Source organism: Kiloniellales bacterium, assembly GCA_030066685.1.
Classification (GTDB): Bacteria; Pseudomonadota; Alphaproteobacteria; order Kiloniellales; family JAKSBE01; genus JAKSBE01.
In genome coordinates, this window is the sequence record JASJBF010000023.1 from 12,110 (window position 1) to 25,757 (window position 13,648).

At 70.8% G+C, this 13,648-nt stretch carries 12 protein-coding genes and 1 pseudogene; 5 read left to right on the forward strand and 8 right to left on the reverse strand.

The features are described 5' to 3' along the window. Positions 1-69: 69 nt before the first annotated feature. The gene (locus tag QNJ30_13860; protein MDJ0944548.1) at positions 70-663 is read left to right on the forward strand and encodes a hypothetical protein; all 594 of its coding nucleotides are present in this window, start codon (positions 70-72) and stop codon (positions 661-663) included. Between the two features lie 108 nt (positions 664-771). Here the strand turns inward: QNJ30_13860 and QNJ30_13865 are convergent, their stop codons facing one another. From QNJ30_13865 to rpmH, 7 genes and pseudogenes are all read right to left on the reverse strand, one after another. Then, a complete protein-coding gene (locus QNJ30_13865; protein ID MDJ0944549.1) occupies positions 772-1,665 on the reverse strand; it encodes a helix-turn-helix transcriptional regulator in 894 nt (297 codons plus the stop codon). Positions 1,666-1,846: 181 nt separating this feature from the next. Next, entirely contained in the window at positions 1,847-2,791 is a 945-nt protein-coding gene (gene argB / locus QNJ30_13870) for an acetylglutamate kinase (GenBank protein MDJ0944550.1), read from the reverse strand. A 166-nt stretch (positions 2,792-2,957) separates the two neighbouring features. Further along, positions 2,958-3,662 (reverse strand): ribosome biogenesis GTP-binding protein YihA/YsxC, encoded by a 705-nt coding sequence (gene yihA / locus QNJ30_13875; protein ID MDJ0944551.1) that lies wholly within the window; start codon positions 3,660-3,662, stop codon positions 2,958-2,960. Positions 3,663-3,959: 297 nt separating this feature from the next. After that, positions 3,960-5,717: pseudogene (yidC, locus tag QNJ30_13880) on the reverse strand (membrane protein insertase YidC). A 6-nt stretch (positions 5,718-5,723) separates the two neighbouring features. Further along, the gene (gene yidD, locus QNJ30_13885; GenBank protein ID MDJ0944552.1) at positions 5,724-5,969 is read right to left on the reverse strand and encodes a membrane protein insertion efficiency factor YidD; all 246 of its coding nucleotides are present in this window, start codon (positions 5,967-5,969) and stop codon (positions 5,724-5,726) included. A 4-nt stretch (positions 5,970-5,973) separates the two neighbouring features. Then, on the reverse strand, positions 5,974-6,420 hold the full coding sequence (gene rnpA, locus QNJ30_13890; protein MDJ0944553.1) for a ribonuclease P protein component: 447 nt from the start codon (positions 6,418-6,420) through the stop codon (positions 5,974-5,976). A 5-nt stretch (positions 6,421-6,425) separates the two neighbouring features. Next, positions 6,426-6,560, reverse strand: a complete 135-nt coding sequence (gene rpmH / locus QNJ30_13895; GenBank protein ID MDJ0944554.1) for a 50S ribosomal protein L34 — start codon at positions 6,558-6,560, stop codon at positions 6,426-6,428. A gap of 282 nt (positions 6,561-6,842) precedes the next feature. Here rpmH and QNJ30_13900 point away from each other — a divergent pair, with 282 nt between their 5' ends. The 4 genes from QNJ30_13900 to petA all read left to right on the forward strand — a co-directional run bounded on the left by QNJ30_13900 (position 6,843) and on the right by petA (position 11,941). Then, positions 6,843-7,589 (forward strand): VTT domain-containing protein, encoded by a 747-nt coding sequence (locus QNJ30_13900; GenBank protein MDJ0944555.1) that lies wholly within the window; start codon positions 6,843-6,845, stop codon positions 7,587-7,589. Positions 7,590-7,617: 28 nt separating this feature from the next. Next, the gene (locus tag QNJ30_13905; GenBank protein MDJ0944556.1) at positions 7,618-9,042 is read left to right on the forward strand and encodes an FAD-dependent oxidoreductase; all 1,425 of its coding nucleotides are present in this window, start codon (positions 7,618-7,620) and stop codon (positions 9,040-9,042) included. A gap of 810 nt (positions 9,043-9,852) precedes the next feature. After that, positions 9,853-11,280, forward strand: coding sequence for a HAMP domain-containing sensor histidine kinase (locus QNJ30_13910; protein ID MDJ0944557.1), 1,428 nt, complete (start codon positions 9,853-9,855; stop codon positions 11,278-11,280). A gap of 64 nt (positions 11,281-11,344) precedes the next feature. Then, complete coding sequence (gene petA / locus QNJ30_13915; protein ID MDJ0944558.1) at positions 11,345-11,941, forward strand: ubiquinol-cytochrome c reductase iron-sulfur subunit; 597 nt, start codon at positions 11,345-11,347, stop codon at positions 11,939-11,941. A gap of 351 nt (positions 11,942-12,292) precedes the next feature. Here the strand turns inward: petA and QNJ30_13920 are convergent, their stop codons facing one another. Beyond that, complete coding sequence (locus QNJ30_13920) at positions 12,293-13,483, reverse strand: class I SAM-dependent rRNA methyltransferase (GenBank protein MDJ0944559.1); 1,191 nt, start codon at positions 13,481-13,483, stop codon at positions 12,293-12,295. Between the last annotated feature and the right edge of the window lie 165 nt (positions 13,484-13,648).

Genomic DNA, 13,648 nt, shown 5'->3' on the forward strand with positions numbered 1-13,648 from the left:
CGCCCGCGGGCGCTTCATCTCCGGGCCCAGGCGTAGGATGATGGGGCCTCTCACTGCAGGAGGACGACCATGACGCACCTCAGGATTTCTCCGGCGGCGCTCGCGCTCCTGCTCGCGCTGGCCGGCTGTGCGCGGGCCGACGCCGGCGAGGCCGCGGACTGCGTGCCGACCGAGGCCGATTCCCTGGGGCCCTTCTACGTCTCGGGCACGCCGCTGCTCAACGACCTGAACCGGCACGGCAAGCCGGGCGAGGCCCTGCTGCTGACCGGGAGTATCCGCTCCGCGGCCGGTGAGCGGCCGCCGATCGCCGCGGCGCAGGTCGAGATCTGGCAGACCGACGGCGAGGGCGACTATCACCCGCGCGCCGACGGCGACGTCGCGGACTATGACGACGCCGAGATCGACCTGCGCGGCACCGTGATCACCGGCGCAGACGGGATCTACAGCGTGCGAACCCTGGTGCCGGGCGGCTATTTCCCGCGCCCGCGCCACTTCCACTACCGGATCTCCGCGCCGGGCCACGCGACCCTGGTGACCCAGCTCTACATCACCGGCGACGGCCTGCTGGGCCAGGCGGGCGGCGACTGCCGCCATGCGCCCCTCGCGCCGACAAGTGAGGGATTGGTCTACCAGGCGCCGGACATCTACCTGGCGGCGGAGTGAAGGACGGCGGAGAGCGGAGCTTCCGGAGGATCCGGGACGAGGGGAAGCTGCATCGTCCGCGGTGCCGCTGTCCGGACCCCTGGCCATCGCGATCGCCTGCGCTCCACCTCACGGCCCGTTGTAGCGGATCTGGCCGTGGTCGGTGAGGTCGTAGCCGCCGAGCTCGGCGGCGCGGGCGGCGAAGGCCTCGCTGCGGCAGAAGGCGAGGAGGCGCTGGAGCGGGGGCTCGAAGGCGTCGCGGCGCCAGAGCAGGAGGTCGTAGCGCTCGCGGAACAAGGGCAGGAAATCGAGGCGGTGCTGGCGGGCCACGGTCTCGACGGCGAAGCCGGCGTCGGCCTTGCCCGCGGCGACCGCGAGCGCGACGTCGGCCTCGTTGCGGGCCGGCGGCTGCAGCAGGGTGAGGGCCGATAGGGCCATCCCGGCCTGCTCCAGCAGGTGGCCGAGCAGGAGGGTGCTGCCGGCGCCCTGCTGGCGCGGCACCAGGGTCAGGCCGGCCAGGTCCTCGAGCCCGGCGATGCCCCTGGGGTTGCCGGGCGGCAGGACCAGGCCCTGGCGGCGCCAGGCCCAGGCGATGAGGACCAGGGGCAGGCCCGGCGCGGCCCGGCGCAGCTCGCCCAGGTTCCAGTCGCCGCCCGCGCCTCCGGGGTCCGGCTCGTAGACGTGGAGGCCTGCGCCCAGCGCCTTGCCGGCGGCGACCCGGGCCAGGCCGTCGAGGCTGCCGTCGAAGAAGGTCGCGAGCTCGCTGCCGGACTCGCGCAGGGCCCAGTCGAGCAGGGGGTCGTGGCTGCCGGCGATGACCGCCGGACGCTGGGCCAGGCTCTCGGTGCCGCCGGCGAAGTCGACCCGGCGGCGGACCCAGGCCTCGACCAGCTCGCGCGGGAAGATCAGCTTGCCGGTGACCCGGCTCACGGGGATCGCGTTCTCGGCGACCAGCTCGTAGACCTTGCGCTCCTTGATCCGGAGCAGCGCGGCGACCTCCTTGGTGGTCAGGAAGTCGGGCATGGCGTCGATTGCCCGGGCGTCTTTTCCCGATTCGAGCTTGGGGCCCTTCGGGGATCACCCCCTCCCAACCCTCCCCCATCAAGGGGGAGGGCTGAATGGGCTGGCCGCTGCGGCTTGCTCCCTCCCCCTTGATGGGGGAGGGCTGGGGAGGGGGTGACTCTCCGCAGTCTGCACGAGCGCACTACGGCGTGACCTCCGTGGGGACGGGGAGGGTGGAGGCTTCCTCGCGGATGCGGGTGCCGATGCCGCGCTCGGTGAAGATCTCAAGCAGCATGGAGTGCGGCACCCGGCCGTCGAGGATGACCGCGGCCTCGACCCCGCCGCGCACCGCCTGGCGGCAGGTCTCGAGCTTCGGGATCATGCCGCCGGTGACCTGGCCCTCGGCGACCAGGCGGTCGATGTCCTCGAAGCCGAGCTCCGAGATCAGCTCGCCCTCGGGGTCCAGGACCCCGGCGACGTCGGTCAGGAGCAGCAGCCGGGTCGCGCCGACCGCCGCGGCGATGGCGCCGGCCGCGGTGTCGGCGTTGATGTTGTAGCTCTCGCCCTGGGGGCCGCCGCCGATCGGCGCGATCACCGGGATCATGCCGGCCTGCTCCATGGGGGTCAGGACCTGGGGGTTGACCGCCTGGGGCTCGCCAACGAAGCCGAGGTCGAGGATCTTCTCGATGTTGGATTCCGGGTCGCGCTTGCTCCGACGCAGCTTGCGCGCCCGAATCAGCCCGCCGTCCTTGCCGGAGATCCCGATGGCGGTGCCGCCGGCCTCGTTGATCGCGGTCACGATCTGCTTGTTGATCGAGCCGGAGAGGACCATCTCGACGATCTCGACGGTCTTGGCGTCGGTCACCCTGAGGCCGTCGACGAACTCGCTCTCGACGCCCAGGCGCTGCAGCATGCTGCCGATCTGCGGCCCGCCGCCGTGGACCACGACCGGGTGGATTCCGACCTGCTTCATCAGCACCACGTCGCGGGCGAAGATCTGGGCCAGGCGCTCGTCGCCCATGGCGTGGCCGCCGTACTTCACCACGAAGGTGTGGCCGGTGTAGCGGCGCATGTAGGGCAGGGCCTCGGTCAGGGTCTTCGCGGTCCGCAGCCACTGCTTGGCGTGGGGGAAGTTCTTGTAGGTCATGCCTCAGCTCCCGCCGTCTAAGCAGGCGTACCCAACTTCCCCAGACCGTCATGCCCGGTCTTGACCCGCGCATCCAGGGTTGCCGCGCTGCGAAACTGCGGTCCCTGGATTGCCGGGTCAAGCCCGGCAATGACAGCAGGGTGTGTGGCCGCCTAGGAGTTCCTGCTCAGCTCCCGCCATCATCCGGCCTCGGGTCGTCCTGTCCCGAGTCCTCCGGGGCGCCCTCGGCCAGCGCCGCCAGGGCGGCGCGCAGCGCCTCGATGCCGGCGCCTTTGAGCGCGGAGGTCGCCAGCAGGACCGGGAAGGCCGCCGGGTGGCCGGCCAGCTCCGCGCCGGTCGCCTCGTGCAGGTCGGCCAAGGCACCCGGCCTCACCTTGTCGGCCTTGGTGAAGACGACCTGGAAGGGCACCGCCGCCTCGTCCAGCAGCGTCATCACCGAGCGGTCGCTGTCCTTGACCCCGTGGCGCGCGTCGATCAGCAGGCAGACCCGGCGCAGCTCAACCCGGCCGCGCAGGTAGTCGCGGGTCAGCCCGGTCCACTGCCGGATCTCGGCCTTGCCGGCCTGGGCATAGCCGTAGCCGGGAAGGTCGACCAGGGTCAAGCGTCCGCCCAGGTCGAAGAAGTTGAGCAGGCGGGTCCGGCCGGGGGTGTTGGAGGTCCGGGCCAGGGTCTTGCGGCCGGTCAGCGCGTTGACCAGGCTCGACTTGCCGACGTTGGAGCGGCCGGCGAAGGCGACCTCGGGCCGCGCAGTGGGGGGGAGCTGGTCGACCCGGGCCGCCGAGACGATCAGACCGCAGTCCTGGGCGAAGAGCCAGCGGCCGAAGTCGTGCAGGCGCGCGGCCGTGTCCTCCGGGGATTCGCTGCGCGCCATCGGCCGGGTCCGTCCATCGGCTCAGCCGCGCCGGCCCGCGTCCCGGTCGGCGCCCCCCTTGGAGTCTCCCTTGGAGTCTGCCTTGGGGTCTCTGGCCGCGCCGCCGCGCTTGCGCTCGCGGCGCTTCTTCTGGGCGCTGCGGGTCTTCTTCGGGGCGGCCCCCGCCTTCTTCTCGGAGGAATTGCCGGCCTTCGCCGCCTCGCCCGCCGCCTCGCTCGCCTCGGCCGTCGCCTCTCCGGACTCGGCGCTGTCCGAAGACGGACCGAGGGTGGGCAGGGGCTGCGCCTTGCCGCCGATCTGGGCGCCGGCGCGCTTCATGATGACGTACTGCTGGATGATCGACAGCACGTTGTTCCAGGTCCAGTAGACGACCAGGCCGGCCGGAAACTGCGCCAGCAGGAACATGAAGAAGATCGGCATCCAGAGGAAGATCTTGGCCTGCAACGGGTCCGCGGGCTGCGGGTTCAGCTTGGTCTGCAGGAACATCGTCAGGCCCATCAGCATCGGCCAGATGCCGATCGAGAAGAAGGCCAGGAGGCCCAGGTCCGGGATGCCCCAGGGCAGGAGGCCGAAGCCGTTCAGGATCGAGGTCGGGTCGGGCGCCGAGAGGTCCCGGACCCAGCCGTAGAAGGGCGCCTGGCGCATCTCGATGGTGACGAAGAGCACCTTGTAGAGCGCGAAGAAGACCGGGATCTGGATCAGGACCGGCAGGCAGCCGGCCATGGGATTCACCTTCTCGCGCTTGTAGAGCTCCATCATCTCCTGGTTCAGGCGCTGCCGGTCGTCGCTGAAGCGCTCGCGCAGCTTGACCATCTCGGGCTGCAGGTTGCGCATCTTGGCCATGGCCCGATAGGACTTATTGGCCAGGGGGAAGAAGACGAGCTTGATCACCACGGTCAGCGCCAGGATCGCCAGACCGAAGTTGCCGAGCAGGTGGTAGAAGTAGTTCAGCAGGTAGAACAGCGGCTTGGTCAGGAAGTAGAACCAGCCGAAGTCGACCGCGCGGTCGAACTTGTCGATCCCGAGCTGCTGCTCGTAGGCGTCGATCAGGTCCACGACCTTGGCGCCGGCAAAGAGATGGGTTGTCGCAACGATCTCGCCGCCGGCCGGGACCGTGAGCGCGTCGCGGAGGAAGTCGGCCTGGTATTTGTCGAAGCCCGCCGTGCCGTTGTAGACGAAGCGGCCTTCGAAGTCCTGCTGCGTGTCCGGAACCAACGCGACGAGCCAGTACTTGTCGGTGATGCCCAGCCAGCCGCTCTTGGACTTGTTGAAGGCCTGTATCGCTTGGCCGTTCCGAGCCTCGTCCTTGAGGTCGCTGTAGTCGAGCTCCTCCAGGGTGCCTTCGAGCACGCCCAGGGGCCCCTCGTGAAGGATGTAGAAGCCCAGGGTCTCCGGCGTGCCCCGGCGGGAGATCCGGCCATAGGGCTTGAGGGCGGCGTCCTCGCCGGACTGGTTGACCACGCGCTGGGTGACGGTGAAGAGGTAGTTCTCGTCGACCTCGAAGACCCGCTCGAAGCGCAAGCCTTCGCCGTTGTCCCATGACAGGATCAAGGGCTGCCCCGGTTCGAGCCGCGCGCCGGTCGCCTCCCAGACCGTTTCGCCGTCCGGCACCGGAACACCGCTCTGCAAGGGGCGCCAGCCGAAGTCGGCGAAGTAGGACTTGACGGTGCCGATGGGGTGCAGGAGCTCGATCTGAGGACTGTTTTCGTCCAGGGTTTCCCGGTAGCGCTTCAGCACCAGATCGTCAATCCGCCCGCCGACCAGGGAGATCGAGCCGGAGAGGGCCGGGGTTTCGATGGCGACGCGCGGCGTCTGTTCCAGCAGGCTCGCGCGATCCTGGACCCTGGCGCCGCCGGGCGTGTCCGAGGGTACGGCCGGCGCCACGCCCGGCAGGTCGGGGTCGGTGATCGCCGGTGCCCCGGGCTCGGCGGTCTGCGGCTGCGCCTGCTCCGGTGCCGGCGGAGGCGGGGGCGGGGCCATCAGCTGGAAGGCGAAGAGGATGGCGATCGACAGCACGATCGCCAGGAGCAGGTTTTTTTGTTCTGCGGATCCCATAACGGGTCACTGCCGTCCTTGATGTTCGCAATGCGGCGGCACCGGGTCGTAACCCCAGCCCCCCCAGGGGTTGCAGCGGGCCAGACGTTTGAGCGTCAGCCAGCCGCCCTTGACCGCGCCATGGCGGCCGATCGCCTCCTGGGCATAGCAGGAGCAGCTGGGCCAGTAGCGGCAGGAGGGCGGCAGGAAGGGCGAGACCCCGTACCTGTAAAGCCCGACCAGGGCGAGCAGGATGCCGCGCAGCGGGTTCATCGCCTTACCGTCTCCTTCCGCTTTCCCCCTGCCGGCCGCCGCCGCGGGGCGTTCCCCGCTTGGGCCGCCGGTCCGGGCCGCGTCGTCGGGCCAGACCCTGCAGCGCCGTCTCCAGGTCCTGCTTCAGCGCGGGCCAGTGCCGGGTCAAGGTGCCGCTGCGGCCGATAATGACGTAATCGCAGCCGGGCTCCGCGGCAAGCGGCAATACCTCCTCGGCGGCGGCCTTGAGGCGTCGCCTGGCGCGGTTACGGGCGACCGCGTTGCCAACCTTGCGGCTGACCGTGAACCCGACCCGGACCTGCGCCGGGTCGTCCGAGCCTGGAGCCGGCCCTCCGGCGCCACCGCGACGCGCGACCTGAAGGATCAGACCGGGCGTGACCCACTTGCGACCGCTGCCGGCAACCCTCAGAAAGTCGGGCCGGCGCTTCAGCCGCCCGAGGGTCGCGGCCATGGCACTCAGGCGGACAGGCGCTTGCGCCCCTTGGCGCGGCGGCGGGCCAGCACCTTGCGGCCGCCGACCGTGGCCATGCGGGCGCGGAAGCCATGGCGGCGCTTGCGGACCAGCTTGCTGGGCTGATAGGTGCGCTTCACGAGGGTTACTCCGTCGACGGGTTCTTCTCTTTCGGATGACGGGGCTGTATACGGGGCGGCCCGGCCCCTGTCAACGGCTCCCAAGCCGCGGAATTCCGCGCTTGCAGCGGCCGACCGGCCGGTCCCGGGCGAAGCTCGGCCGCGGGCCGCCACGGCAGGGGAAATCCCGCCGCGGGCGCGGATTTGAGTGGACTCCGGGTCCTGACTCCGGAAAGCTTCGGCGAGAGGGAGCGTAAGCCATTCTCATCCGCCAGGTCATTGTCATCCGCCGGGACGCCCAGCATGCCGAATGACAGTCCGGGCCGCCGTTTCAGCCCCGGCCGGCTGATCCCGATCGCCGTGCTCCTGACCGGCCTGATCCTGTTCTTTGCCTTCGACCTGCACCACTACATCACGCTGGAGACCCTGAAGGCGCAGCGCGCTTGGCTGTCCCGGCAAGTCGCCGAGCACGCCGTCCTCACGGCCGCGGTCTACATCCTGGTCTACGTCGTGGTCGTCGCCTTCTCCCTGCCGGTGGCGGCGCTGGTCACGATCACCGGCGGATTCCTCTTCGGTCTCGTCGGGGGCACGGCCTGCAGCGTGATCGGCGCGACCCTCGGCGCCATCGTCCTCTTCGTCGCCGCGCGCACGGCCTTCTACGACGTGTTCCACAGAAAGGCCGGGCCGGCGCTGCGCAAGATGGAGGAGGGCTTCCGCGAGGACGCCCTGAACTACATGCTGATCCTGCGCCTGGTACCGTTGTTCCCCTTCTTCGTGGTCAACTTCGTCCCGGCGCTGCTCGGTGTGCCCTTGCGGATCTTCGCGATCGGGACCTTCTTCGGCATCATCCCGGGCAGCATCGTCTACACCTGGGTCGGGCACGGCCTGGGGGCGGTGCTCGACGCCGGCGAGGATCCCGACCTCGGCATCGTGTGGTCTCCTTCCGTCCTCGGCCCCCTGATCGGCCTCGCAGTGCTGGCGGCGATCCCGGTGGTCTACCGCCATCTCAAGGCGCGCAAGGCCGTCACCGACCACTCCGGCCGGAACTGAAGCGGCGCGGGACGGGCCGGGGACCGGGATGACCGAGCTGCTGAAACCCGACATCTGCGTCATCGGCGCCGGCTCCGCCGGGCTGGTGGTCGCCGCCGGCGGCGCGCAGATGGGCGCCGAGGTGGTCCTGATCGAGAAGGGCAAGATGGGCGGCGACTGCCTGAACTACGGCTGCGTGCCCTCCAAGGCCCTGCTCGCCGCCGGCAAGGCGGCGGCCGCCGGCGCCGCGGCGCCGCCCTTCGGGGTCGACTTCGCCGTGCCGGAGATCGACTTCCGGCGGGTCCACGACCACGTCCACGGCGTCATCGCCGGGATCGCCCCCGTCGACTCGGTCGAGCGCTTCGAGGGCCTGGGGGTCAAGGTGATCAAGGCCGAGGCGCGCTTCGCCTCGCCGCAGGAGGTGGTCACCGAGGGGCAGCGGATCCGGGCCCGCCGCTTCGTAGTGGCGACCGGCTCGACCCCCCTGGTGCCGCCGATCCCGGGCCTGGAGAACTTGCCCTACCTGACCAACGAGACCGTCTTCGAGCTGAGCGAGCGGCCGAAGCGCCTGGTCGTGATCGGCGGCGGCGCGATCGGCTGCGAGCTGGGCCAGGCCTTCCGCCACCTCGGCAGCGAGGTCGCGATTCTGGAGATGGCCTCGATCCTGCCCAAGGACGAGCCCGAGAGCGTGGCCGTTCTGCGCCGGGCGCTGCGCCGCGACGGGATCGAGCTCTTCGAGGACAGCCGAGTGACCCGCGTCGAGCGCGAGGGCGAGGGCGTTCTCGTCCACTTCGAGCGCGACGGCGAGGCGGGCCGGGTCGAGGGCGACCGGCTGCTGGTCGCCGCGGGCCGGCAGCCCGGCGTCGAGGGGCTGAACCTGGAGGCGGCCGGGGTCGCCTACGACCGCCGCGGAATCACCGTCGACCGGCGCCTGCGCAGCAGCAACAAGAAGGTCTACGCCATCGGCGACGTCGCCGGCGGGCTGCAGTTCACCCACGTCGCCGGCTACCACGCCGGGGTGGCGCTGAAGAACATCCTCTTCCGCCTGCCGGCCAGGGCCGATACCGCGGCGGTGCCCTGGGTCACCTACACCGAGCCGGAGCTCGCCCAGGTCGGACTGACCGAGGCCCAGGCCCGGGAAAGCCACGGCGCGATCCGCATCCTGCGCTGGCCCTTCGCCGAGAACGACCGAGCCCAGGCGGAGCGTCGGACCGAGGGCCTGGTCAAGGCGGTGACCAGCACCCGGGGCAAGGTCCTGGGCTGCTCGATCGCCGGCGCCCAGGCCGGCGAGCTGATCCTGCCCTGGGTCCTGGCGATCTCGGCCGGCCTGAAGATCGGCGCCCTGGCCCAGGCGGTCGCGCCCTATCCGACCTTCAGCGAGGTCAGCAAGCGCGCCGCCGGCGGCTTCTACACCCCCTCGCTGTTCAGCCCCCGCACCCGCCGCCTGGTGCGCTTCCTCAGGGTCTTCGGGTAATGCCAAGGCGCGTCGAAGACGGCCTCGGGGTTCTCAATCGGCCGGCCTTCTCGCGGACAGTCACGCTCTCTCGCCGTCACGGCCGGACTTGATCCGGCCATCCATGGTGCGGCGTCAAGATGGATGCCCGGATCAAGTCCACGGCTGTCCGGTTTAGCGCAGCAGGACTGCCGAGGATGCTTTGCTTGACTCGGGTTTGCCGGCGATGAGGCAAATCGGGACTTCGGCTGCAAGATTGGAGCGGGACCCCCTCCCCCTTGATGGGGGAGGGCCGGGGTGGGGGTAATCCCGGCTCGGACCCAGCCCTTGAGAGCCGATTTCTGCGGCCTGTCGGCCGCCACCCCCTCCTGTATCCTCCCCCATCAAGGGGGAGGAGGCGTAGGGTTCGACCCGCTCCGATCTAAACCGGACAGCCATGGATCAAGTCCGGGCATGACAGCTGGTGGGGAACCCGGCGTATCTTGCGGGCAGCCAGCTGCCGGATGGTCTCGGGCGGGCTTCACGCGGAGTTGAAGCGCGGGCCGCGCCTCGTGATTCGGCGCCGGGGCGGGGGCGGGCCATACTGGATCCAGCGGAACACTGCTCAGGCGGCGCCGTGACCGGACCCGAAACTCTGCGCCTCGGCACCTCCCTGCACGCCGGTCCGACCCGGCACAGCGAACCTCGTCCGCACCCCGAGCGGTCGGCGCGATGGTCGCCTTGCGAGCCGCTCCCTCGACTTCGCGGGGCGTCATCGCGCCGGACTTTTTGGCCGCGGCCGGCCCCGCGCCGGTCCTGTCGGGGCGGCGGGGACATGGTATAGTCGCGGCCATGACGGTGCCGAAACTCAGCCTGCCGCCCTGGGCCAAGAGCCTCTCGGCGCAACTGCTGATCCTGACCATCACCTTCGTGATGCTGGCCGAGGTGCTGATCTACGCGCCATCGATCGGCCGCTTCCGGCTGAGCTACCTGGAGGAGCGCCTGGCCGCCGGCCACCTGGCGATCCTGGCCCTGGAGGCGACGCCGGACAACATGGTCTCGGAGTCCCTGGAGCAGGAGCTGCTGACCCACGTCGGCGCCACCACCGTCGGCCTGAAGAAGCCCGAGGGCGAGAAGCTGATGCTGATGACCGAGTCCCCGGGCCCGGTCGACAGCAGCTACGACCTGAACGAGGCCGGCTTCTTCAGCCTGATCGGCGACGCCTTTATGGCCATGGCCGCCGGCGACGGCCGGGTCCTGCGGGTCATGGGCGCCTCGCCCAAGAACCCCCGGGTCCAGGTCGAGGTGGTGCTGGAGGAGGCGCCGCTGCGCGCCGCCATGTTCGGCTATTCGCAGCGGATCCTGGCGCTGTCGCTGGTCATCTCGCTGTTCACCGCGGCCCTGGTCTACCTCAGCCTGCACCGCCTGATGGTGCGGCCCATGCGCGGCATCACCCAGATCATGATCGCCTTCCGCGACGACCCGGAAGACGTCCACAACGTGATCAGGCCCTCGGAGCGCAGCGACGAGGTCGGCCTGGCCGAGCGCGAGCTGGCCCGGATGCAGGAGGGCCTGCGCGGCGCCCTGCAGCAGAAGACCCGCCTGGCCGCCCTGGGCACGGCGGTGACCAAGATCAACCACGACCTGCGCAACATCCTGGCGACCGCCAGCCTGGTCTCGGACCGCCTGGCGGGCAGCGACGACCCGGAGGTGCGGCGGGTCACCCCGACTCTGGTCGCGGCCATCGACCGGGCGGTCAAGCTCTGCGCCCAGACCCTGAACTTCACCGGCGAGGGGCCGATCCGCCTCGAGCTCTCGCACTTCGACCTCAAGGACCTGCTGGACGACGTCGGCGGCGCCCTGCCGGCCGCCGAGGGCGGGGCCGCGGCCTGGGACTGCCGCCTGGAGCCGGGCATCGAGATGGAGGCCGACCGGGACCAGCTCTTCCGGGTCTTCGCCAACCTGGGCCAGAACGCGCTCCAGGCCGGCGCCACCACGGTGCAGGTCACCGCGGCGCCGGAGAACGGCCGCCTGGTCATCGAGGTCGCCGACAACGGCCCGGGGCTCTCGCCGCGGGCCCGCGAGAACCTCTTCCAGCCCTTCAAGGGCTCGACCAGCCCGGGCGGCTCCGGCCTCGGCCTGGCCATCGCCCGCGAGCTGCTGCGCGCCCACGGCGGCGAGCTCAGGCTCAAGGAGAGCACCGCCGAGGGCACCTGCTTCCAGCTCGTCCTTCCGCTCAGCCAGGGCCGGACCCTGCGCCGGGAGAAGAAGGTGGCGTGAGGGGGCGGGCCGGCAGGGGCGTTAAGGTTCGGCCGCTAGACTGAGACCAGGAGGGTCTTCGATCATGGCCGAGAAGCCCATGGCCGCGTCACTGGCTGCCGACCCGGAGCGACGCAGCTTCCTTTACCGCAGCGCCGCTGTGCTGGGCGCCGCCGGCCTCGCCGCAGCGGCCTGGCCTCTGATCGACAGCCTCAACCCGGCAGCCGACGAGCGTGTTCCCGATTACGTCGACCTCAAGGGTTTCGCCGAAGGCGAGCGGCGGATTGTGCTGGTTCGCGGTATCGGGCCAGTCTTCGTCAGCCATCGCACGACGGCGGAGATCGCCGCAGCGAAGGCAGGCGACAGGGCGAGCCTCAAGGACCCCGAACCTGACGGCGACCGGGTCAGGCGGGATGCCTGGCTGGTCCTCGTGGGGCTTTGTACCTTCCGAAGCTGTTCGCTCGCCGGCCAAGGTGACGACGCTCTCTACTGGCAGGGCTGGAGTGGGATCACCGGGCCGAGCAAGCTCGACCGCGGTCGCTATGGCGGTTGGTACTGCCTCTGCTGCGGTTCGGTCTACGACACCTCGGGCCGCATCCGCAGCGGTCCGGCGCCCAGGAACCTCGCCGTGCCCAACCACCGCTTCACGACGGACGGCATGCTCGAGATCGCCTGGAGGTGAGAGCGGCGACGATCGATCACCGCTCCCTGAAAGTAGTGGGCGCGTTCGGCGCCGTCGTAGCGCTTGGATTTCAGGCAGCAGCGCTTGAAACCTCCGTCCCGAGCCGCAGGGGCAGAGGTCGTTGCGGCCGAGCTTCTCGACCAGCTCGACGTCGCCGTGAACGACGCGCGGGCCGCGCTTGACCCGGGCCTCCGAGGGGAAGCCGCGCCGGCGCTTGCTCATGGTTTCGGCGGAGGGGGCCTCAAAAGGAGAGGCGGTGCTTACGCTTCCTGGACATGACGGATCTCCTTGCCTGGGGTTCCGTGGGGCCGGGGACGCTACCCGCGAGGCCCTCGGGCCGCAAGCCTCGTCTCAGTCCAGGGCCAGGAGCTGGGCCTTGAGGTAGGCGGTCTCGGGGAGGGCCGGGTGGACCGGGTGGTCGGGGGCGGCGCCGGCGGTGACCAGGATCCGGCCCTCGCGGCCGGCGGCGGCCAGGCCGCGGCCGACCTCCCGGGTGAAGGCCGGCAGGTCGGCGTGGTGCGAGCAGGAGGCGACGAAGAGCAGGCCGCCGGGGGCGACCAGGCGGGCCGCCAGGCGGGTCAGCTTGCGGTAGCCCTTGAGGCCCTGCCAGTAGTCCTTCTTGGACTTGATGAAGGCGGGCGGGTCGCAGACCACGATGTCGAAGGTCTCGCCCCGCTCGGCCAGCTTGCCGAGGTGGACCAGGACCTCGCGCTTCTCGAAGCGGCAGCGCGCCTCGACGCCGTTCAGCGCGGCGGCCTGGCGGGCCAGCTCGAGGGCGGCCTCGGAGCGGTCGACGCCGGTCACCTCGGCGGCGCCGGCCACCGCGGCCTGGACCGAGAAGCCGCCGGAGAAGCAGTAGAGGTCGAGCACCCGGGCGTCCTTCGCCAGGGCCGCGACCCGGGCCCGGTTGCGGCGCTGGTCGAAGAACCAGCCGGTCTTCTGACCCTCGCGCAGGTCGGCGAGGAAGCGCACGCCGTTCTCGATCACCTCGACCGGGCCGTCGAGGGTGCCCTTCTCGATGCGGAACTCGCTGGGCAGGCCCTCCATCTCGCGCGCCGGGCTGTCGTTGCGCAGCACCACCGTGGCGGGCGCCAGGACCTTGTCGACGGCGGCCAGCAGCTCGGGCAGCAGGCTGTCCATGCCCGCGGTGTTGACCTGGAGCACCACGCAGTCGCCGAAGCGGTCGAGGATGGTGCCCGGAAGACCGTCGCTCTCGGCGTGGATCAGGCGGTAGAAGGGCTGCTCGAAGAAGCGCGCGCGCAGGGCCAGGGCGGCTTCCAGGCGCCGGCGGAAGAAGGCCTCGTCGATCGCCGCCTCCGGGTCGCGCGACAGCAGGCGCGCGGCGATCAGGGGCCGGCGGTTGAAGATCGCCGTGCCCAGGGCCTCGCCGCCGGCCGAGACCAGGCGGACCACGGCGCCGGGCTTGAGCGCCTTGGCCTCCGGGTCCATGACGATCTCGTTGGAGAAGACCCAGGGATGGCCCTGCAGCAGGCGCTTGTGCGCCTCGGGCTTGAGCCGGATCTCGGGGCGGGCTTTGACCATCTGCAGCATCTCGCGGGCAATCTGTCGGCCGGCCGGGGCCGGGTCAAGGCGAGAGGGCGCCGCGTCGGCCCTTGCCTTGCCGGCCGGGCGGCGCATGCTGGTCGCCGAAGGGGGATCCGGCGGTCTGCGGCCCCGAAAACAGGAAGCCCGAAAACAGGAAGAAGG